Here is a 21631-nt window from a genome sequence, read left to right as displayed (position 1 = left end):
GGCCCGTCACTTAAAAGGGAGAATTTCGTGGCACAGGACGTGCTCACCGACCTGAACAAGGTCCGCAACATCGGCATCATGGCCCACATCGATGCGGGCAAGACCACCACGACCGAACGCATCCTGTTCTACACCGGTATCACGTACAAGATCGGTGAAGTTCACGATGGCGCGGCCACGATGGACTGGATGGAGCAGGAGCAGGAGCGTGGTATCACCATCACCTCCGCGGCTACCACTTGCTTCTGGAAAGACAACCAGATCAACATCATCGACACCCCCGGGCACGTCGACTTCACGGTCGAGGTGGAGCGTTCGCTCCGCGTGCTCGATGGCGCGGTCGCGGTGTTCGACGGCAAAGAGGGTGTCGAGCCCCAGTCCGAGCAGGTGTGGCGTCAGGCCGACAAGTACGACGTGCCGCGTATCTGCTTCGTGAACAAGATGGACAAGCTCGGTGCGGATTTCTACTTCACCGTGCAGACCATCAAGGACCGTCTCGGCGCTCGCCCGCTCGTGATCCAGCTGCCGATCGGCGCTGAGAACGACTTCGAGGGCATCGTCGACCTGGTCGAGAACAATGCCAAGGTCTGGAAGGGCGAGACCAAGCTCGGCGAAGAGTACGAAGTCGTCGAGATCCCGGCCGACCTCAAGGAGAAGGCCGAGCAGTACCGTCAGGAACTGCTCGAGACCGTCGCCGAGTCCGACGAGGCACTGCTCGAGAAGTTCTTCGGTGGCGAGGATCTCACCATCGAGGAGATCAAGGGCGCCATCCGCAAGATGACGGTCAACTCCGAGCTGTACCCGGTGCTGTGTGGTTCCGCGTTCAAGAACAAGGGCGTTCAGCCCATGCTCGACGCGGTCATCGATTACCTCCCTTCCCCGCTGGACGTCGAGGCCACCACCGGCCACGTGCCCAACAAAGAAGAAGAGCTGATCACCCGCAAGCCCAACGTCGACGAGCCGTTCGCGGCCCTGGCGTTCAAGATCGCGGTGCACCCGTTCTTCGGTGAGCTCACCTACGTGCGCGTGTACTCGGGTCAGGTTGCCTCCGGCGCCCAGGTCGTGAACTCGACCAAGGGCAAGAAGGAGCGTCTGGGCAAGCTGTTCCAGATGCACTCCAACAAGGAGATGCCGGTCGCCACGGCGTCGGCAGGCCACATCTACGCGGTCATCGGCCTGAAGGACACCACCACCGGTGACACCCTGTCCGACGCGCAGAACCAGGTCGTCCTCGAGTCGATGACCTTCCCGGATCCGGTCATCGAGGTCTCGATCGAGCCCAAGACCAAGTCCGACCAGGAGAAGCTCGGCACCGCGATCCAGAAGCTGGCGCGCGAAGACCCGACGTTCTCGGTCAAGCTCGACCAGGAGACCGGCCAGACCGTCATCGGCGGCATGGGCGAGCTCCACCTCGACATCCTCGTCGACCGTATGCGTCGTGAGTTCAAGGTCGAGGCCAACGTCGGCAAGCCGCAGGTGGCCTACCGCGAGACCATCACCAAGAAGGTCGAAAAGCACGAGTTCACCCACAAGAAGCAGACGGGTGGCTCCGGCCAGTTCGCGAAGGTCATCATCGCCCTCGAGCCGTTCGTCGGCGAAGACGGCGCGACCTACGAGTTCGAGAACAAGGTCTCCGGCGGTCGCGTGCCCCGTGAGTACATCCCGTCGGTCGACGCGGGCGCCCAGGATGCCATGCAGTACGGCGTGCTCGCCGGCTACCCGCTGGTGAACCTGAAGGTCAGCCTGCTCGACGGCGCGTACCACGACGTCGACTCCTCGGAAATGGCGTTCAAGATCGCGGGTTCGCAGGCCCTCAAGGAAGCGGCCCGTAAGGCCGGTCCGGTGATCCTCGAGCCGCTCATGGCGGTCGAGGTCATCACGCCCGAGGAATACATGGGCGACGTGATCGGCGACCTCAACTCCCGCCGTGGCCAGATTCAGGCCATGGAGGAACGCAGTGGTGCCCGTGTCGTCAAGGCGCTGGTTCCGCTCTCGGAGATGTTCGGTTACATCGGTGACCTGCGGTCCAAGACCCAGGGTCGCGCGAACTACTCCATGGTGTTCGCCCAGTACGCAGAGGTTCCGGCCAATGTGTCCAAGGAGATCATCGCCAAGGCGACCGGCGAATAAAACCCTCTTGCGGTCCAGTGGCACACTGGACCGCAAGTGCCGGGCGTCAAGTAATACCCCCGATCCCCGCCTCCAGCGGGGATGACACACGCACTGCTGCAAATGCACGCACCAACAAGTCCAGGAGGACCCAAAAGTGGCGAAGGCGAAGTTCGAGCGGACGAAGCCGCACGTCAACATCGGCACCATCGGTCACGTCGACCACGGCAAGACCACGCTGACTGCAGCGATCACCAAGGTGCTGGCTGACAAGTTCCCGACCCTGAACGACGCGTTTGCGTTCGATCAGATCGACAAGGCGCCGGAGGAGAAGGCTCGTGGTATCACGATCAACATCTCCCACGTCGAGTACCAGACCGAGAAGCGCCACTACGCGCACGTCGACGCCCCGGGTCACGCGGACTACATCAAGAACATGATCACCGGTGCGGCGCAGATGGACGGCGCCATCCTGGTGGTCGCGGCCACCGATGGCCCGATGCCGCAGACTCGCGAGCACGTGCTGCTCGCCCGTCAGGTCGGCGTGCCTTACATCCTGGTCGCGCTGAACAAGTCGGACATGGTCGATGACGAGGAAATCCTCGAGCTCGTCGAGATGGAGGTCCGCGAACTGCTGGCCTCGCAGGAATTCGACGAGGACGCGCCGGTCGTGCGCGTCTCCGGCCTGAAGGCCCTCGAGGGCGACGAGAAGTGGGCCGAGGCCATCGTCGAGCTCATGCAGGCCGTCGACGACTCGATCCCGGACCCGGTCCGTGAGACCGAGCTCCCGTTCCTGATGCCCGTTGAGGACGTCTTCACGATCACCGGTCGTGGCACCGTCGTCACCGGTCGTGTCGAGCGCGGCATCGTCAACGTGAACGAGGAGGTGGAAATCGTCGGCATCAAGGAGAAGTCGACCAAGACCACCGTCACCGGCATCGAGATGTTCCGCAAGCTGCTCGACCAGGGCCAGGCGGGCGACAACGTCGGCCTGCTGGTTCGTGGCATCAAGCGCGAAGATGTCGAGCGTGGCCAGGTTGTCGTCAAGCCGGGCACCACGACTCCCCACACGGAGTTCGAGGGCCAGGCGTACATCCTGTCGAAGGACGAGGGCGGCCGCCACACCCCGTTCTTCAACAACTACCGCCCGCAGTTCTACTTCCGTACCACGGACGTGACCGGCGTCGTTACCCTCCCCGAGGGCACCGAGATGGTCATGCCCGGCGACAACACCGAGATGCTGGTCAAGCTGATCCAGCCGGTCGCCATGGACGAGGGCCTGCGCTTCGCGATCCGCGAAGGTGGCCGCACCGTCGGTGCCGGTCGCGTCACGAAGATCATCAAGTGAGTCTGTAGACCCACTGACACCGCAACGGCGTCACCCCTTTCCGGGGTGGCGCCGTTCGGCGTTTCCGGGCTTCGAGTGATGGGTGTCAGGCAGAGGCGTCGAGGTGTACGCGGACCGTGACCCGACCCTTGGGATCGCGTTGGGCGACGGCGTGGCCGGAGTGGTCGACGCCGTCGATGCGGAGGCTGACAGGGCCGCCCGCACCGAGAAAGTTGCGCCACCACTGCTTCTTGTCGGGCATCGCGGCGCCGATGATGTACTCGTCGCCGGAACGCCGATAGTTGACCGGCGTCGTGAATGTGCGCCCGGACCGCCGCCCCACGTAGCTGATCTGCGCGAAAGACTTACCCAGAACCTTCCCGATGACAGGGGCTTCGGTCAACGCCACCACCCCGGCATTCATCCCCTTCAATCCCCGACGCAACAACGATTCTCGAGTCAACGGCTTCTCCTGCCTGCTGAAGAACGAACGTGCTGTTCCCGACGCTACCGAGGATCTATGGCAAAGCGCTGAGAGTCATCCGCGATCGCGGCCAACCGACGAAACACCCCGGTTCGCTCCCACTGTCACCGAATTCCGCTCGGCGACAAGATGACTCAGCGAATCTTGGCCCCGTAAACGTGCTCGACGGACAACGCCATGAGTACCCGCCGGTCCGAGACCATGACTTCGCGGTACTCGTTCCAGTCGGGGTGCTCGCCCGCGGCCGCACGGTAGTAGTCGACCAGTGCCTCGACTTCCGGTCCGTTCGGGTCGGTTCCGGGACCGGTCAATGTCGCGGTGCCCTCGGCGGTGGCCCACGACCATCCGTCGGCGCTGGTGACCTCGAGGGCGGCCCGGGGATCGCGTCGGAGGTTGACCGTTTTGGCGCGGCCCTCGGTCATCGAGACGTAGATGATGCCCGCCGCACGGTCGTAGTACGGGGTGACGGGGGAGAGCTGGGGGCGGCCGTCGGACTTGATGGTGGCCAGGATGCCGATGCGGGAGTCGGCGATAAGAGCGTGCAGGTCGAGTGGGGTTTCGGGCATCGGTCGGCTCCTAGGGGTGGCGGGGCTGTTCGTTGTGACGAACCGCCGTGCTCGCCTGTTTATGCCCGGGCGGCGGAAATCCCGTCGACAGCGCGCGATCGGGCGCGTAGAACTTGTCGCATGGTTACAGCACGTCCGCAGTCGCGGTTCTAGCTCGCATCGGGTCCTTCGGCGCCGGTGTGGCGCCGCGTGATCCGACGCCCGTGCCGTCCCAGGAACGCACAACTGGCGAGCGTCGATTCATCGACCGAACCAGCCTGGGGGATTCTCATGACCAGATTCGATCTCGCCCGACTACGCAATATCGGCATCGCCGCCCACATCGACGCGGGTAAGACCACGACCACCGAGCGGGTGCTGTTCTACACCGGCGTCACCCGGACTCTCGGCGAGGTGCACGACGGGACCGCGGTGATGGATCGCATGGTCCAGGAGCGCGAGCACGGCATCACGATCGCGGCGGCGGCGACCACCTGCTGGTGGAACGAGCACCAGATCACCATCCTCGACACCCCCGGCCACGTCGACTTCACCGTCGAGGTGGAGCGTTCACTGCGGGTACTCGACGGTGCGATCGCGGTGTTCGATGCCAAGGAGGGCGTGGAACCGCAGTCCGAGCAGGTGTGGCGCCAAGCCGACAAGTACGGCGTTCCACGGATCTGCTTCGTGAACAAGATGGACAAGCTCGGCGCCGATTTCGCGTTCACCGTGCGGACCATCGCGGAGCGACTCGGCGTGCGTCCTTTGGTGATCCAGCTGCCGATCGGCGCGGAGCGCGAGTTCGACGGCATCATCGACCTGGTCGAGATGACCGCGAAGGTGTGGCGTGGCGACACCGACCGCGGCACCCACTTCGAGACGATCGAGATCCCGGAAGACCTGCGCACCAAGTCCTTCCAGCATCGTGACGCACTGGAAGCGGCGGTCGCCGAAGCCGATGAGCAAGTGCTCGAGCGCTACCTCGCCGGTCGGCCGATCACCGTCGAGATCATGAAAGCCGCCATCCGCCGGATGACGATCGACGCACAGGCCTACCCGGTCCTGTGTGGTTCGGCGTTGGCGAACATCGGTGTGCAACCGCTGTTGGACGCCGTCGTCGACTACCTGCCGTCGCCGCTGGATGTTGTCGCTGTGCACGGATTCTCGCCGGAGGGCGAGCACATCCACCGCGCGCCCGATGTCGCCGAGCCGTTCGCGGCCCTGGCGTTCAAGGTCGCGGTGCACCCGTTCTTCGGCAAGCTCGTGTACCTGCGGGTGTACTCCGGTACCGCCGAACCCGGTGCGACCGTACTGAATTCGACCAATGGGCGAAAGGAGCGCCTCGGCAAACTGTTCCAGATGCATTCGAGCACCGAGATCGCCGTCGAGCTGGTGCGGGCCGGTCAGATCTGTGCCGTGATCGGTCTGAAGGCAACAGGAACCGGCGACACCCTGTGCGATCGGGAAGCCCCCGTCGTCCTGGAGTCGATGACCTTCCCCGACCCGGTACTCGCCGTCTCGATCGAACCGAGGACCCGCGCCGACCAGGACAAGCTGGGCACCGCCCTGGCTCGCCTGGCCGACGAGGACCCGACGTTCACCGTGCGCGTCGACGCCGAAACCGGCCAGACGGTCATCGGCGGCATGGGCGAACTGCACCTGGAGATCCTGGTCGACCGGATGAAGCGGGAGTTCCGCGTCGACGCCGACATCGGCGCCCCACGCGTGGCCTACCGCGAAACCATCACCACCGCAGTCGATCTGTTCGAATACACCCACCGCAAGCAACAGGGTGGGCACGGACAGTTCGCCAAGGTGGTGATCGCGCTGGAAGCACATGTGGCCGATGACGACGCGATCTACGAATTCGAGAGCCGGGTCACCGGCGGACGGGTACCGCGGGAGTACATCCCCGCGGTCGACGCGGGCGCACAGGACGCGCTGCGGGTCGGCACTCTCGCCGGCTTCCCCCTGGTGAACGTGAAAGTGACGCTGCTCGACGGCGCCGCACACGTGCAGGATTCGTCGGAGCTGGCGTTCCGTCTCGCGGGCGCGGCAGCGGTGCGTGCCGCAGTGGCGAGGGCGAAGCCGATACTGCTCGAACCGGTGATGGCCGTCGAGGTCGTGACTCCGGAGGAGTACGTCGGCGAGGTGATCGGTGACCTCAACGCCCGCCGTGGCCGGGTCACCGAGCTCACGGAACGGGGCGGCGCGCATATCATCCGCGCCCTGACCCCGCTCCAGGAGATGTTCGGCTACATCGGGGACCTACGCTCGAAAACCCGTGGCCGAGCGAATTACTCGATGGTGTTCGACTCCTACGCCCCGGTCCCACCGGGCGCGGCGGCCTCGATCATCGCGGGCGGCTGATCGACACCGGTGGCGTCGCAGTGCGGCGTCACCGGTTCGTCGTCGATGCCTCATGTCGGGGTGCCGTCGGATGTCTCGGAGTCGACCATCGCCGGAAGCTGACGTTTGCCAGCGGATCCGGCAGTCAGCAGGCGCAGCGCGTCGGCCGAACTCTCATCGCGCGCGGTGTAGATCTCGAGCCGGTGGTCGGGACTGTCGGGCTGCAACCACACCTGATAGTCGACATCGACGCGCCCGATCGTCGGATGACGCAGATCCATCGGCCCCACGGTGCAATCGGCGACCTCCGACGCGGCCCACAGCGTCGCGAAAGTCGTACTGCGCATGACGAGTTCGCCGATCAGTTCGGCCAGGCGCGCGTCGGTGGGATAGCGTCCCGCGGTCAACCGCAGATATCCGACGTGGATGCGGGCGAGTTCGTCCCAGTTTCGGTACAGGTCCCTGGCGAGGGGATCGAGGAAGAACAGCCGCGGAATCGATGGGCGCCGCGCGGGGTCGTCGGGGGCGGTGACATCGAGGTGCTCGCCGACGAGCGCGTGCCCGGCGCGATTCCAGGCGAGTACATCGCCTCGGCGCCCGAGGACGATGGCGGGCATGGTGTCGCCGAGCGAGGTGAGCAGCGCGAGCACTCGAGGGTGAGGTTGCTCCGGTTCGTCTCTGACCAGGCGCGGGACGGCCGGTTGGCCTGCGAGATTGTGCAGGTGGGCCGTTTCGGCGGGGTCGAGTTGGAGCACCCGGGCGATGGCGTCGATGACCTGCGCGGAGACGGTTCCCGCCTGGTCCTGTTCGAGGCGGGTGTAGTACCCGGCACTGACCCCGGCGAGCTGAGCGAGCTCCTCGCGGCGCAGGCCGGGCACGCGGCGGGTGACGCCGAAGGTCCGTAGGCCGATCCGTTCAGGGGTGGTTCGGTCGCGGCGGGACTTGAGGAACGTTCCGAGGCTTTCCAACTCCATCGTTCCCATCGTAGGCACCGGGGCGCGGTCGTGCGTATCCCGGCTGGGTGTACCCACGTCAGGGGCCTGGTTGTCACCCGCCCGCACTCGCAGGGTGAGTGACATGAATCGAACCCATGACACCGACGTGCGGTCCTGGTTGGGCCTGCTGGTGGTACTCGGTCCCGTCCTGCTCGTCGCGATGGACGGCTCGGTGCTGTTCCTGGCGATGCCCGCCATCACCGACGCACTGTCACCTTCGGCCGACGAAGCCCTGTGGATCCTGGACAGCTACGGCTTCGCGGTCGGCTCACTGCTGATCGCGTTCGGCACCATCGGCGACCGCTACGGCCGCGAGCGCCTGTTGATGATCGGCGCCGCGATGTTCGGCCTCGGCTCGGTGGGGGCGGCCTTCGCCACGAGTCCCGCACTGTTGATCGCCTTCCGGATCCTGATGGGTGTGGCCGGCGCGACGCTGTTGCCGTCGGCTCTCGCCGTGCTCGGCACCCTGTTCACCGACCCGCGCCGCCGCGCTCAGGCCATCGGCATTTTCGCCGCCACCTTCGCGGCGGGTTTCGCGATCGGCCCGATCGTCGCCGGTCAGCTGCTGACGCGGTTCTGGTGGGGATCGGTGCTGCTGATCAATGTGCCCGTGGTGCTGGTGTTCCTGGTGCTGGCGCCGGTCCTGCTCGGTGAGGTGCGCGCGACCGGGCTCGGCCGTATCGATGTGGCGAGCGTGCTCACCTCGGCGACCGGGCTCCTGCTCACCATGTACGCGGTGAAACACGCGGCCGCCCAGGGCGTCTCGATCTCGACGGTGATGGTCGGATCGGCCGGTGTGGCTCTGCTCGGATCGTTCGGCCGCAGGCAGGGGCGCATCGACAACCCGCTCGTCGACTTCACCTTGTTCCGCAACCGGGTCTTCACCATCGCGATCCTCACCGGGTTCCTGCCCCTGGCGGCCTGGTCGGCGACCGCTTACCTAGCCGCGACCTACCTGCAATCGGTCCTCGGGATGTCGATCGCCGTCGCCGCGCTGCTCGCGGTCCCCGGCGCCCTCGTGCTCACCGTGGCCGCCGTCCTCACCCCGGCCGCCGTCGCCCGCGTCGGACACTCGGCAGCCCTGATCACCGCCCACTTCACGATCGGGGTCGGCCTGCTGCTGCTGTTGGCGACCGGTTCCGGCGGCGGTGTGGGCTGGTACATCGCCGCGACCGTGGTCGCAGGCATCGGCTACGGCATCTCGTTCAGTGTGGTCGCCGATATCGCCGTCGCCGCGGTCCCGGGCGAACGGGCCGGGGCAGCCGCCGCTCTGGCCGAAACCGGCAACGAACTCGGCAACGCGCTCGGTATCGCCCTGTTCGGCTCCCTGGCCGCCGTCCTCTTCCGCGTCCAGGGTCCCGACCTCGCTCCCACCCTCGGCGAAACCCTGCGCCTTTCGGCGCTCACGCCCGCAGCGCTGGACGCCGCCCGCAGCGCCTTCGTCAGCGGATTGCACGTCGTCGCCGCGACGGCGGCCGTCCTGCACGTAGTCCTCGGTCTGGCGGCCATCCGGGTCCTCGGTGGCGGTTCGCGGGCGAGTCGAGCGATCGCGCCGGGATCAGCCGAGTTGGGTCATCCCCGCCGCGACCACCTGGGCGACGTTCACCAGGTCGTCGGCCGTCGGAACGGGTAGACCGTCGAGGGCGTGGAGGCGGTCGGTGCTGGCGATCGCGAACATGGCGGACACCCAGGCGGCAGCGCACGCGTGCAGGGTGCCGGGCCGAATCGGGACCGGAGCGCTGGCTTGCAGCACCCGGGCGGTGACGTCGAGGAGCTGGTCGCGCAGGACGCGCAGGGTGCGGCGGACATCGGGGTGGGTGTCGGCCTCGCGCCACATGATCACGCGCAGGACCGAGGAATGGTGGTCGCGCAGGTTGATCGCGGTGTCGAGATTGATGAGGCTGGCGGCCGGATCGCCGGGGCTCACCACGGCGGCGAGGTCGTCGATCGGGTGTGCCGGGACGCGCTCGCGCATGAGCGCGGACAGGATCGCGTTCTTGGTGGGGAAGTAGTAGAAGACCAGTCCTTTCGGCACATCGGCGGCCGCGGCGACGGCCGCGGTCGGTGTGGCATCGAATCCCTGTGTGGCGAACAGGGTTTCGGCGGCATCCAGGATGAGTTGCCGGGCGTCGCCATCGCGTTTCGCGTTGCGGCGCCCGACTCGTCGGCCCGGCATCAGTGATGTGGAGCCATGTTGTGCAGGCGCTGGTTCATCGCGGGCAGCGCGGCGACCGCCACCACCGCCGTCACCACTCCGACCACCCATGCGGTCCAGGATGCGCCGCCGAAGGCGGTGAAGTCCATGGCCCACGGCGAGATGAACAGCAGCACGCCGAACACGCCCATCGCGTAGTCCGCGACGGACAGATCGTCCCTGGCCATCTGGATCAGACCGGTCGCGGCGATGAGGACGCCGAGCACGATGAGAGTCCAGCGGGCATTGTCGTTGGTGTCGAGCCACAGGGGCGACAATGCGGTGAATGCGCCGAGCACCACGGCGAGAAAATCCTGTGCGCGACTGTTGGTGAACATGGGGAATGCCTCCTCGTTGAGACGAAAATACCTCTGACCTCGGTCTACTCCTGATTGACCGCCCGGTCGATATCGGGAGCGGCACGGTTGGGTTGCGACGTGGGTGTCACAGGTGGCCCGGCGCACTGGTACAAACATCTGGGGGCCGTAGTGGTCCGCGACACAGCAGAACATGGCATGGGTGCGGTCGGTGACCGAGCATGCCGAGAGGACACAACATGAGCGCGCCCATCGTGATCGTCGGAGCGGGTCTGGCAGGCCTGCGAACGGCCGAGGAACTGCGTCGGGCCGGGTACGAGGGCGGTGTGCTGCTGCTCGGTGACGAGACGCGCCCGCCGTACGACCGTCCGCCCCTGTCGAAGCAGTTCGTGCGTGGCGAGACCGACGACACCACCCTTCGCCCGCCGGAGTTCTTCGCGGACAAGAACATCGAGCTGCGCCTCGGCACCGCCGTCACCGGCGTCGACACCGCCGCGCGCACCGTCGCCCTGGCCGACGGCAGCACCATCGCCTATGACCAGCTGATCATCGCGACCGGTCTGCGCCCCCGCAGGCTCCCCGGCCTGCCCCAGGTCGCGGGCGTGCATGTGCTGCGCGCCCACGAGGACGCCGAAACGCTGCGCGCCGAACTCGACGGCGCGACCCGCGCGCTGATCATCGGCGCCGGTTTCATCGGCTGTGAGCTCGCCGCCAGCTTCCGCGCCGCCGGAGTCGAGGTCACCCTCGTCGAACCGCAGCCCACCCCGCTCGCGTCGATCCTCGGCGAGCAGATCGGCGGCCTGGTGGCGCGCATGCACCTCGACGAAGGCGTGGACCTGCGCTGCGGCACCGGCGTCGACACCCTGCGTGCCGACGACGCGGGCCGGGTGTCCGGCGCCGTCTGCACCGACGGCACCGAAATCGACGCCGACCTGGTCGTGGTCGGTGTGGGTTCGGTGCCCGTCACCGACTGGCTGGCCGACTCCGGCATCGAACTGGCCGACAGGTCGGCGGGCGGTGGTGTGCTCGCCGACGAGGTCGGCCGCACCTCCGCCGACGCGGTCTGGGCGGTCGGCGACGTCGCCGCCTGGCAGCACGACACCGGCGTCCGCAAGCGCGTAGAACACTGGACCAGCGCGGGCGAACAGGCAAAACTGCTGGTCACCGCCCTCCTCGGCGGCGCACCCCCCACCATGTCCCGCGTCCCGTACTTCTGGAGCGATCAGTACGACGTCAAGATCCAGGCCCTCGGCACCCCATCGCCCGACGACGACCTCACCATCGTCAGCGACGACGGCCGCAAGTTCCTCGCCTACTACTCCCGCGACGGCATCCTCACCGCCGTCCTCGGTGCGGGCCTGACCGGCCAGGTGATGAAACTGCGCGCGAAGCTGGCCACGCCCACCCCGGTGGCCGATCTCCTCGCCGCCGCGGGCTGAGGGCCACCCCACGTCTCGGCACGGGCGCCACGGCGGCGCACACCCGGTCGCGATCGGCCGATCGCGCCGCTGTAATACGGTGTAGCGGTGATCGTCGCGCTCATCGATTCCGGCCTCGGCCTCCTGCCTACGGCTTCGTGGTTGCGCAAACTGCGGCCCGATGTCGACCTGCTGCTGTTGCTCGACCCCGACGGCGCGCCGTGGGGGCCCAAGCCCGAGCAGTGGGTGGTCGAGCGGGTCGTCGGCGCGGCGCGCCAGGCGGTCGAGTCGGGGGCCGAGGTGATCGTGCTGCCGTGCAATACCGCCAGCGTCACCGCGTTGGACCATGTGCGGGCCGAGGTGGGGGACTCGGTGCCGGTGATCGGCACCGTTCCCGCTATCAAACCTGCTGCCGCGCAATGTAATTCGGTGGCGGTGTGGGCGACAGCGGCGACCACGGCCAGTCGCTACCAAGCCGATCTGATCGCCCGGTTCGGCGGTGACGCGAAGGTGGTCGGGGTCGCCTGCCACGGGCTGGCCGACGCGATCGACCGCGGCGACGTCAAGGCCATTCGCGAGTCGATCGCCGACTCCGCCGCCCGCACCCCGGCCGATGTCGAGGGCGTGGTCCTCGGCTGCACCCACTATCCGCTGGTCATCGACGCCATCGTCGCAGCCCTGCCCGACGGTGTGCGCCTGTTCGACAGCGCCCAAGCCGTCGCCGCCCAAACTGTCCGCAAGATGGACGAACTCGGTCGCCCCACCACCGGCACCGGCACGGTCACCGTTCGCACCAGCGGGCGACCGGGCGAATTGCCCTCCGGTGCGGCGACATTCGAGTCGGGCCGACTGCTCGGTGCGCTTCCTGCGTGATCGGCGGCGCGGCCGTCGGGCGACAGCCTGCGCGAACATGTCACCGCACCAGTGTTGAATGCGGGGGAATCCCCGACCCGGAGGTGCGTGTGTCCGAGCTCCCCACCGCTGCACAGGTGCGCAAGGCCCTCGCCGACCTGGCGAACCCCACCGACGCGCATCACTTGCAACGCTTCTTCAAAACCGGCGCCGACGAATATGGCGAAGGCGATATCTTCCTCGGCATCCGAGTTCCCGTCACCAGGAAGGTGGCGAAACAGTTCGCCACACTTCCCCTTTCGCAGATCGACGAACTCCTCGACAGCCCACTCCACGAGGAACGTCTGGTCGCCCTGTTCATCCTCAACGCCCGCTTCGCCGAGGCATCGAAACCGCGCGTCCGCGACGACAAGGCCCGCGAGGAGATGGTCGACCTCTACCTGGCAGCCGTCCGAAGGGGGCGAGTCAACAACTGGGACCTGGTCGACGCCTCCGCCGAGAACATCATCGGCCCGTGGCTGCTCGACAAAGACCGAGCCCTGCTTTTCGAACTGGCCGACCAGGATTCACTCTGGGAGCGCCGAGTAGCACTGCTGTCCACCTTCGCCTTCATCAAGGCGGGTGATCCGAGCACGACCCTGGAACTCGCCGAGATCCTTCGGTCGGACCGCCGAGATCTGATCCAGAAAGCGCTCGGCTGGATGCTGCGCGAAGTAGGCAAACGCGTCGACCGGGCCGCGCTCACCGACTTTCTCGACGAGAACGCGCCCGAGTTGGGCCGCACCGCTCTGAGTTACGCGACCGAACACCTCGAGCCCGAGCAACGCGCCGCCTACCGCGCCATGCGCTAGAACTGGATCCGCAACCGATCGGTCACCGGCCGCGCCTGGCAGCCGAGGATGTACCCGTTCTCGATGTCCTCGGGATCCAGGATCTCCGAATTGGCCATCTCCACTTTGCCTTCCAACACGGTGCAGGCGCACGACCCGCACTCGCCCTCCTGGCAGGAGTAGGGCACGTCGAGGCCCTTGTCGAGCATGATGTCGACCAGCGTCTGCTTGCGCGGCCACGATATTTCGTGCACCTCGCCGTCGAGCTCCACCTCGACCGTCGCCGCGTCGGCAGCCTCGGCCTCGGAGACCTCGGCGGGTGCGTGGGCGGCGAACGGATCGCCCGCGAGGGAATTGAAGACCTCGGCATGGGTCCGGTTGCGTGGCACCTCGAGCGAGGCCAACGCGTCGTGCACCAGGTCCATGAACGGCTTCGGCCCGCACATGAACGCCTCATAGCCGGTGTAGGGCGAGACCAGGGTGGCCATCATGTCGGCGGTCGGCAGGCCGAGCAGCGGCTCGAGCCAGTGGATGACGGTGAGTCGCTGGGGATGCTTGCCGACGAGATCGCGCAGTTCGTCGGCGAAGATCACCGAGTTCGCGTCGCGATTGGCATAGACCAGCACGACTTTGCCCGAACCCTGCGACAGCGCCGACTTCAGAATCGACATCACCGGCGTGATCCCGCTGCCCGCTCCGAACAGCAGCAGGTTCTCGTCGAGATCCTTCGGCGTGAACACACCGGAGGGCGGCAGCACCTCGACCTCGTCGCCGACGGCGAGATTGTCGCAGAGCCAGTTCGAGCCGTATCCGCCCTCGGTGCGTTTGACCGTCACCTTCGGCTGATCATCGGTGAACGGCGAGCTGGCCAGCGAATAGCAGCGGGCGACCGATCCGGTCTGCTCGCTCGGGATGCGCAGCGTCAGGAACTGGCCGGGGGTGTAGGCGAAGCGCTCGCGCAGTTCGGCGGGCACCTCGAAGACCACGGAGTGGGTATCGGCCGTTTCGGCGATCACCGCTGCTACCCGCAGCACCACCGAGCGCGAGCCGTGCGGAACCTCGACTGTGGTCATGTCGTCCTCTCGGGCAAAACTAGAACGTGTTTCAGTTTCATGCTAGGCCGGGACGCGCCTGCAGGGCAAGCTGTGCCTCGAGTCCGGCGACCAGCACCTCCATCCCGAAGTCGTAGGAGTACTTGCCGCGCAGGTCGGGCATGTACTTCGTGGCTCGGGCCACCGACTCGGGCAGCAGCACGTCCGCCGGCGCGGAACGGTCGCGCGGGTTCACTCTGCTGCGGCCGAACAGGTAGGTGTGGATGGTCGCGTAGGCGGCCAGCACATTGCGGTCGCTGAAGCCCGCGTCGAACAGGATCTCCATCACCGCTTCGATCAGGTCGAGCTGCTTGCCGAGCATCTGCTCGAGCAAGATGTCGCCGAGGCCGGGATGCGTGCGGAGTTTATCGTCTATCTGATCGATCAGATCGCGCAGGCGCTGCTGCCACGGACCGGATTCGCGCGGCGGCTTGCGCACCCCGAGCAGTGCGGCGCTGGCGACGAGGTCGAGCAACTCGCGCTTGTCGGCCACGTAGTAGTACGGCGCCATCGGCGACACCCCGAGCTCGCGCGAGAGCCGTCGCATCGAAAGCTTTTCGACCCCGTCCTCACGCACCACCTTCAGTGCCGCGTCGACGATCTCGGTCTCGGACAGTGTCGAACTAGCGCCCGCCCCACCATGGTTACGCAAGCCTCTGCCTCACCTCTGTTGCCACCGGGCCATCAGCCCTTTTCCCATCCTGCCCCCGGAAGTCTAGAGGGGTTCGCAGGTGATGGGGCGGGGTGTGCTCAGAGAAAGATTTTCCGATTCCGCCCTTTATGGCAGTCACTGACGTTAAGGTTCGAGGTGACCGGCAACACAATGGAGGTAGTCATGCCTGAGAACACCACGCCTGCGACCGTCGAATCCGACGAGGACCTGGTCACCGAGACGCTGATCGAAGAGGTCAGCATCGACGGCATGTGCGGCGTGTACTGACCATGCTCGATCTCGACACCCGTTGGACGCTGCACCCGCGGGTCTCGTTGCGCCCGGAGTCCTTCGGCGCGCTGCTGTACCACTTCGGGACCCGCAAGCTCTCGTTCCTCAAGAGCCGCGATCTCGTCGACGTGGTCCGGTCGCTGCCCGCGCACTCCTCGGTGCGCGAGGCGCTGCGCGCCAAGGGCATCGACGCCTCCGACGCGCACCTGGCCGCGCTCGGGCAGCTCGCTGACACCGACATGATCGTGGCATCGCCCGGCCCGGTCACCGCCGCACCCGAAGCCTTGCCCGCGGGTGACGCTCCTCAGGGCGGCAGGCTGATCGACCGCTTCGAATCGGGCCTCGGCGCACCGATCTGCCTCACCTGGGAACTCACCTACGCCTGCAACCTGTCGTGCGTGCACTGTCTGTCCTCGTCGGGCCGCCGCGACCCGAACGAACTGAGCACCGAGCAGTGCAAGGCGCTGATCGATGAGTTCGAGCGCATGCAGATCTTCTACGTCAACATCGGCGGCGGTGAACCGACCGTGCGCCCGGACTTCTGGGAACTGGTCGACTACGCCACCGCGCACAATGTGGGGGTCAAGTTCTCCACCAACGGCGTTCGCATCAACGAAGAGGTCGCCGCGCGCTTGGCGGCCAGCGACTACGTCGACGTGCAGATCTCCCTCGACGGCGCCGACGCCGCGGTCAACGATGCCGTGCGCGGTCCCGGGTCCTACGACACCGCGATCAAGGCGCTGTCGAACCTCGCCGCGGCGGGTTTCAAGGACGCGAAGCTCTCGGTTGTGGCCACCCGCCACAACATCTCCCAGCTCGACGAGTTCAAGGCCATCGCCGACAAGTACGGCGCCACCTTGCGACTCACTCGGCTGCGCCCCTCGGGTCGCGGCGCCGACGTGTGGGACGAACTGCACCCACTGCCCGAGCAGCAACGCGAGCTCTACGACTGGCTCGTCCGCAACGGCGAGGGCGTGCTCACCGGCGACTCGTTCTTCCACCTGTCCGCATTCGGCTCGGCGCTACCGGGTTTGAACATGTGTGGCGCGGGTCGTGTGGTCTGCCTGGTCGACCCGGTCGGCGACGTCTATGCCTGTCCCTTCGCCATCCACGACCGCTTCAAGGCCGGAAACATCGTCGCCGACGGTGGTTTCGAGTCGGTCTGGACCGATTCGGCGCTCTTCGCCGAACTGCGCGAACCGGTCGACGGTGGCGCGTGCACGAAGTGCTCGCACTACGACTCCTGCCGCGGTGGCTGCATGGCGGCGAAGTTCTTCACCGGTCTGCCCGCCAACGGACCTGATCCGGAATGCGTGCAGGGTTACGGTGAAGCGGCATTGACAGCGCCGGGTCGCACCATTCCGCGCCCCGCCGTCGACCACTCACGCCCGGTTCGCAGCCGTGCCAGGGTGTCGCTGCCGCTGACCGTGAAGCGCCCACCTGCCAAGGCGTGCAACGAGAGTCCGCTCGGCTAGTCGAATCCGGTTGCCGGAAATGCGCTGCCGATCTTGTTGACACGTCCGGCAACCGGTCAGGGCGGCATTTCAGGCAGACTTTCCTCCTTTTTTGTGGGGTGATGATGTCTGAGAGCCCAACTGCGAATAGCATGCGAGGAATGCGCCATGATCGTCTGCCCGACGGCTTCGGGGTACGGATCGATCCACGGGTACGCGCATTTTCCGGGGGTCGGATCCTGATCGGAGGATCGCCCGCACGGATGCTGCGCTTGGCCCCGGAGGCCGCCGAGTTGATCGGCGACGGATACCTGGAGGTTACCGACACCAAGTCCGCGATCGTCGCCCGCCGACTGCTCGATTCCGGCGTGGCCAACCCGCGTCCGCGGCTCGAACCGTCACTCGACGACGTCACCGTCGTCATCCCGCTCTACAACAATGCCGACGGACTGTTACGTCTGCTTGCGGTGTTGCGCGGGCACAACGTGATCGTCGTCGACGACGGGTCCGACGAACCTGTCCGCATCCCGCCGCGATCGGGCCGTGGTCAGGTGACGGTGCTGCGCCACGAGAGTCCGCTCGGCCCCGCGGCTGCCCGAAATGCCGGATTGCAGGCGGCGACAACGGGCTTCGTGGCGTTCCTCGACTCCGACGTGGTGCCTCGCAGCGGGTGGTTGGAGGTCATGCTCGGGCACTTCAGCGATCCACAGGTCGCGCTCGTCGCGCCGCGCATCGTCGCCCTCGACTCCGAATCCAACGCGCTCGCCCGCTACGAACACACCCGCTCCTCACTCGATCTCGGCCGCCGCGAGTCGGCGGTGCACGCGCGCGGCATCGTGTCGTATGTGCCGAGCGCGGCGCTGCTGACGCGGCGCGCGGCGCTGCTCGGTGAGGGCGGATTCGACGAATCGATGCAGGTGGCAGAGGATGTCGACCTGTGCTGGCGGCTCGAACGCGCCGGCTGGCGATTGCGCTACGAGCCCGCCGCGCACGTCGCCCACGATCACCGTGTCGCCTTCCGCGCCTGGTTCGGACGAAAGCTGTTCTACGGCACCGGCGCCGCACCGCTCGGCAAACGGCACTCGGGCCTGGTCTCGCCGCTCTCGGTGCCGACCTGGACCGTGCTGGCGAGTCTGCTGTTCGCGACACTGTCGAAGTGGGGTCTGCTCGGCGGACTCGTCACCCTCGCCACGGCCCTTGTTCGTCTGCGCCGGGTCTTCACCGAACTCGACAACCCGACCAGGATCGCCGCGGTCTACCTGGCCCGCGGCTACTTCGCCGGTATGTGGCGACTGGCTTCGGCGATGTGTCGGGACTATTGGCCGGTGACGCTGCTCGCCGTCATCGCGTCGAGCCGGATTCGCAGGATCGCCATCACCATGGCGCTCGCCGACGGTCTGGCCGACTGGTTCACCCATCGCGACTCCGGCGGCCTCGACCCGCTGCGCTATGTGGCCTACAAGCGACTCGACGACGTGGCCTACGGCACCGGCCTGTGGCTAGGTGTCCTCCGGGCGCGCAGTTTCGAAGCGCTCAAGCCGAGCGTGCCTCCCCGCTGAATACGCCTGCGTGACGAGCACTCTCATCGTCGGAGCCGGGTCGGCGGGGTGTGTGCTCGCGGCCCGGCTCAGCGCTGACCCGGCGCGCTCGGTGCGCGTGTTCGAAGCTGGACCGGCCCACCGAACGACGGGGAAACTGCTCGACCCGGCCCATCTACCGGTCGGTCCCGAATCCGGGGTGCTCTGGCGGTACCCGGGAAACCTGGTGCGCGGCAAGCTGATCGGTGGATCCGGTGCGATCAACGGCAGCTACTTCATCCGCCCACCCGCCACCGACTTCGCGGCGTGGAGTGCGGTGGCGGGCCCACGCTGGTCGTTCGAAGCGGTCCTGCCTGTTTTTCGCGACCTGGAACACGACATGGATTTCGGCAGCGCCCCCGGCCACGGCGTCGGCGGCCCGATCCCGATCTCGCGAACCAGCGATCCCACGGAGTTCAGTGCCGAGTTCGCGCGACGGTGCGCGGCAGCGGGGTTCCCCGAGATCCCCGACCTCAACGCACCGGCCGAATCCGGCGATGGGGGATTCGGCCGGGTGCCGTTGGCGGTGTCGCGCGGTCGTCGAGCGGGGCCCGCCATCACTCATCTCTATCCAGCGATGGGGCGACAGAACCTGACGGTCACCAGCGACACCATGGTGACCCGGCTATTACTCCGCGGCACGAAGGTGATCGGTGTGGAGTGGGCGCGCGGTCGTGAGCGCGGGCGAAGCTATGCCGATCAGACGGTGTTGTGCGCGGGCGCGGTCGAGTCGGCCGCGCTGCTGATCAGATCCGGAATCGGCCCCGAACCGCTGCTGCGCTCGCTCGGTGTCGAGATCGTGCGGGCCGCGCCGGTCGGCGCGTGGTGCGCCGATCACCCCGAGATCGGCGTCGAGTTCGGCGTCGACGAGCCCGCCGAGTCCGCCGTCCCGCTCGAATACGTCCTCGAAATCGACGACCTGGAACTACGCCCGTACACCCCGATGTTCACGCCGGGTCTGCGCCGGATCGGGGTCGCCCTGATGCATCCCGAGTCGACCGGCGAGCTGACGCTCGTCTCGACAGATCCCACCGTTCCCGCCCACGTCGACCAGCGCTATCTCCGCAGTGCGCGAGACCGCGCCCGCCTGCGCGACGGAGCAGCGCTCACCGCCGATCTGCTCGGTCGACCGAGCAGTCGCATCGACGACGCCTGGCTGTACGCCAACCTCGGGACCTCGCAACACCTGTCCGGTACCTGCCGCATGGGTCCCGCGCACGACGAGCGCGCGGTGGTCGACGAACAGGGTCGCGTCCACGGCATCGACGCCCTGACGGTCGCCGATCTGTCGGTCGTCCCGGTCCCGCTGCGCCGTGGTCCGCAGGCCACCACAGTGATGCTCGCCGCAGCCATAGCCGACCACATGGTCGTGTGACGAAGTGACGGCGGATACCACGATGTGACCTGCGGGACAAACCCAGACTTCTGGCGTTTTGCCCGATAACTGCCCGGTACAGTTTGTAGCGGGAAAGAAAGGCAAATGGTCAGCAATCTTGCAGGTGGGAGGCCCCCACGGCAGGCATCGGAGTCGGGCGCACAGCTCGGTGCTCTGGAAGCCTATGCCGCACAGGCCCATGGATATCTCAGTGCCGGTGGTGAACAGCTTACCCAGCTGGCCGGTCTTCTACGTCCGCTCGTTCTCGAATCATGGCTGCGCAGTGTGCGCGGTGGTGTCGATCCGACGGACGTCATCGACGGTCGCGGGCTGCGCGGCGCCGATCTCGAGCGGTATCGCGATGCCCATCCCATCGCCGCGCTCATGCCGCTGATCGACAAACTGCTGGTCCAGGACGCGTCGCACGCCGGATTGATCGTGACGGTGGCCGACCAGTTCGGTCGCGTGCTCTCGGTGCACGGTCATCCTGAGCAGGTTGCCGCCGCCGCCGAGATCGGCGTGCGCGAAGGCGACGATCTCAGCGAACGCCGGATCGGCACCAACGCCGTCGGCCTCGTGGTGCGCACCGGCCGCGCCACCTGGATCCACGGACCCGAACATTTCCTGCATCGCATGCATCAGATCACCGGCGCCGCGGCCCCCGTACACGAGCCGGACGGCCGTCTGATCGGCGTTCTGATGATTGCCGGCGGGATGCGGGTGGCCAAGCCGGAAATCCTCGCCTTGGTCAAAGCCGCCGCGACTGCCGCCGAAATGGACCTCGTGCTGCGGGCAATGCGGGCGAGCCACGGCATCGCGGCGCCGGCGCCTGCGAACCGCGACGACACCGAACAGGCCAACCTCGGTCTCGACGTCTTGGGCCTCGGCCAACCTCAGTTGAGTATCGCGGGGGAGCGGGTGCCGCTCTCGCAACGTCATGCCGAGATCCTGCTCTTGCTCACCGAACATCCCGAAGGCCTGGGCGCCGACCACCTGGCGCTGCTGCTCGACGACACCGATCTGGACAACGGCACGATCCGCGCGGCGATGTCGCGGCTGCGGTCGGTGATCGGCGCCTCGGTCGTCGGTTCGCGTCCTTACCGTCTGCGCGTGCATGTCGCAACCGATGTGGAGGCCCTGCGGGCCGCCCTCGACTCCGGTGATATCGAATCCGCATTGCGCTTGTACGCGGGCCCGGTGCTGCCGCGCTCCTCGGCTCCCGGCATCTGCGACATCCGCGACGAGCTCCGGGTCCGGTTGCGAACCGCCGTGCTCGCCGCCCCCGACGCCGGTGTACTGCGTCGCTGGACGTCGGGCCCGGAGGGGCGCGACGATGCCGCAGCGTGGGCCGCCTATCGATCGACGGTCGATCGTGATTCGCCGCTGTATGCGCAGATAGAAGCCAAGATCCGGGTGCTCGATCGGCGCATCGGCGCGGATGCAACGCAGATGCAACGTTTCGGCTCATAGTGTCCGGGTCTGAAGGTGTGGTGGCTCACATATCGATATCCGATGTGTTGGAGCCCACACTCATGCCCTGGTCGTGAGTACTCACTCGGACAGACTGGACAATCGACCGGTTTTTTTACCGGAATAAGTTCCCTTTTATTAAATGAGCGCCTACTGTCGGCCTTGCATGGACAGGCACCATGTGACGTAACTGACACAGCCGTTGGAGGAACGATCATCAGCTAGGCACCCGCGACGGACGCAACGTCCGTTTGCTTCGGCGACCAGTGGTCGCCGATCTCGTCCACATGATCTGTCGGGG

Annotated in this window: 19 protein-coding genes; 12 read left to right on the top strand and 7 right to left on the bottom strand. The window is 66.8% G+C overall.

What is annotated here, in order from left to right; all coding sequences use genetic code 11:
• The first annotated feature begins 27 nt into the window (after positions 1-27).
• Both fusA (OHS03_RS24910) and tuf read left to right on the top strand, forming a co-directional pair.
• Complete coding sequence (gene fusA, locus OHS03_RS24910; RefSeq protein WP_056814212.1) at positions 28-2130, top strand: elongation factor G; 2103 nt, start codon at positions 28-30, stop codon at positions 2128-2130.
• Positions 2131-2266: 136 nt separating this feature from the next.
• A complete protein-coding gene (gene tuf / locus OHS03_RS24905; RefSeq protein WP_056814209.1) occupies positions 2267-3457 on the top strand; it encodes an elongation factor Tu in 1191 nt (396 codons plus the stop codon).
• An 85-nt stretch (positions 3458-3542) separates the two neighbouring features.
• Here tuf and OHS03_RS24900 read toward each other — a convergent pair whose 3' ends face one another.
• Both OHS03_RS24900 and OHS03_RS24895 read right to left on the bottom strand, forming a co-directional pair.
• Positions 3543-3860: a nitroreductase/quinone reductase family protein gene (locus OHS03_RS24900; RefSeq protein ID WP_328657448.1), complete on the bottom strand. Its 318-nt coding sequence runs from the start codon at positions 3858-3860 to the stop codon at positions 3543-3545.
• A 194-nt stretch (positions 3861-4054) separates the two neighbouring features.
• Entirely contained in the window at positions 4055-4486 is a 432-nt protein-coding gene (locus OHS03_RS24895) for a PPOX class F420-dependent oxidoreductase (RefSeq protein ID WP_056814202.1), read from the bottom strand.
• Between the two features lie 270 nt (positions 4487-4756).
• Here OHS03_RS24895 and fusA (OHS03_RS24890) point away from each other — a divergent pair, with 270 nt between their 5' ends.
• Positions 4757-6835, top strand: a complete 2079-nt coding sequence (gene fusA / locus OHS03_RS24890) for an elongation factor G (RefSeq protein ID WP_328657446.1) — start codon at positions 4757-4759, stop codon at positions 6833-6835.
• A 50-nt stretch (positions 6836-6885) separates the two neighbouring features.
• Here fusA (OHS03_RS24890) and OHS03_RS24885 read toward each other — a convergent pair whose 3' ends face one another.
• A complete protein-coding gene (locus OHS03_RS24885) occupies positions 6886-7788 on the bottom strand; it encodes a helix-turn-helix transcriptional regulator (RefSeq protein ID WP_328657445.1) in 903 nt (300 codons plus the stop codon).
• Between the two features lie 103 nt (positions 7789-7891).
• Here OHS03_RS24885 and OHS03_RS24880 point away from each other — a divergent pair, with 103 nt between their 5' ends.
• The gene (locus OHS03_RS24880) at positions 7892-9442 is read left to right on the top strand and encodes an MFS transporter (RefSeq protein ID WP_328657443.1); all 1551 of its coding nucleotides are present in this window, start codon (positions 7892-7894) and stop codon (positions 9440-9442) included.
• Here the strand turns inward: OHS03_RS24880 and OHS03_RS24875 are convergent.
• A complete protein-coding gene (locus tag OHS03_RS24875) occupies positions 9368-9985 on the bottom strand; it encodes a TetR/AcrR family transcriptional regulator (RefSeq protein WP_328657441.1) in 618 nt (205 codons plus the stop codon). The genes OHS03_RS24880 and OHS03_RS24875 overlap by 75 nt on opposite strands.
• Entirely contained in the window at positions 9985-10341 is a 357-nt protein-coding gene (locus OHS03_RS24870; RefSeq protein ID WP_056814191.1) for an SPW repeat domain-containing protein, read from the bottom strand. The genes OHS03_RS24875 and OHS03_RS24870 overlap by 1 nt, the downstream gene beginning before the upstream one ends.
• A gap of 218 nt (positions 10342-10559) precedes the next feature.
• Here OHS03_RS24870 and OHS03_RS24865 point away from each other — a divergent pair, with 218 nt between their 5' ends.
• From OHS03_RS24865 to OHS03_RS24855, 3 genes are all read left to right on the top strand, one after another.
• Positions 10560-11759 (top strand): NAD(P)/FAD-dependent oxidoreductase, encoded by a 1200-nt coding sequence (locus tag OHS03_RS24865; RefSeq protein ID WP_328657439.1) that lies wholly within the window; start codon positions 10560-10562, stop codon positions 11757-11759.
• Positions 11760-11846: 87 nt separating this feature from the next.
• On the top strand, positions 11847-12611 hold the full coding sequence (locus OHS03_RS24860; RefSeq protein WP_056814186.1) for a glutamate racemase: 765 nt from the start codon (positions 11847-11849) through the stop codon (positions 12609-12611).
• Between the two features lie 89 nt (positions 12612-12700).
• Positions 12701-13441: a DNA alkylation repair protein gene (locus OHS03_RS24855; RefSeq protein WP_328657437.1), complete on the top strand. Its 741-nt coding sequence runs from the start codon at positions 12701-12703 to the stop codon at positions 13439-13441.
• On the opposite strand, the gene OHS03_RS24850 is transcribed toward OHS03_RS24855, so the two are convergent.
• Positions 13438-14493: a 2Fe-2S iron-sulfur cluster-binding protein gene (locus tag OHS03_RS24850; RefSeq protein ID WP_328657435.1), complete on the bottom strand. Its 1056-nt coding sequence runs from the start codon at positions 14491-14493 to the stop codon at positions 13438-13440. The genes OHS03_RS24855 and OHS03_RS24850 overlap by 4 nt on opposite strands.
• 37 nt (positions 14494-14530) lie before the next feature.
• Positions 14531-15163 carry a mycofactocin system transcriptional regulator MftR2 gene (gene mftR2 / locus OHS03_RS24845; RefSeq protein WP_328657433.1) on the bottom strand — a complete coding sequence of 211 codons (633 nt, stop codon included), beginning with the start codon at positions 15161-15163 and terminating at the stop codon, positions 14531-14533.
• Between the two features lie 183 nt (positions 15164-15346).
• Here mftR2 and mftA point away from each other — a divergent pair, with 183 nt between their 5' ends.
• The 5 genes from mftA (at position 15347) to OHS03_RS24820 (ending at position 21330) form a co-directional block, all read left to right on the top strand.
• The gene (mftA, locus tag OHS03_RS24840; protein ID WP_101468422.1) at positions 15347-15451 is read left to right on the top strand and encodes a mycofactocin precursor MftA; all 105 of its coding nucleotides are present in this window, start codon (positions 15347-15349) and stop codon (positions 15449-15451) included.
• Between the two features lie 2 nt (positions 15452-15453).
• Positions 15454-16929, top strand: a complete 1476-nt coding sequence (gene mftC, locus OHS03_RS24835) for a mycofactocin radical SAM maturase (RefSeq protein ID WP_082843567.1) — start codon at positions 15454-15456, stop codon at positions 16927-16929.
• 140 nt (positions 16930-17069) lie between these two features.
• A complete protein-coding gene (gene mftF / locus OHS03_RS24830; RefSeq protein WP_063003989.1) occupies positions 17070-18467 on the top strand; it encodes a mycofactocin biosynthesis glycosyltransferase MftF in 1398 nt (465 codons plus the stop codon).
• 10 nt (positions 18468-18477) lie between these two features.
• The gene (gene mftG, locus OHS03_RS24825) at positions 18478-19860 is read left to right on the top strand and encodes a mycofactocin dehydrogenase MftG (RefSeq protein ID WP_328657430.1); all 1383 of its coding nucleotides are present in this window, start codon (positions 18478-18480) and stop codon (positions 19858-19860) included.
• Between the two features lie 105 nt (positions 19861-19965).
• Complete coding sequence (locus OHS03_RS24820) at positions 19966-21330, top strand: GAF domain-containing protein (RefSeq protein ID WP_328657428.1); 1365 nt, start codon at positions 19966-19968, stop codon at positions 21328-21330.
• The last annotated feature ends 301 nt before the right edge of the window (positions 21331-21631 follow it).

The sequence above is a fragment of the Nocardia salmonicida genome (assembly GCF_036142455.1).
GTDB lineage: Bacteria > Actinomycetota > Actinomycetes > Mycobacteriales > Mycobacteriaceae > Nocardia > Nocardia salmonicida.
Note: the sequence above shows the minus strand (reverse complement) of the source record. Positions and strands in the feature narration are given on the sequence as shown.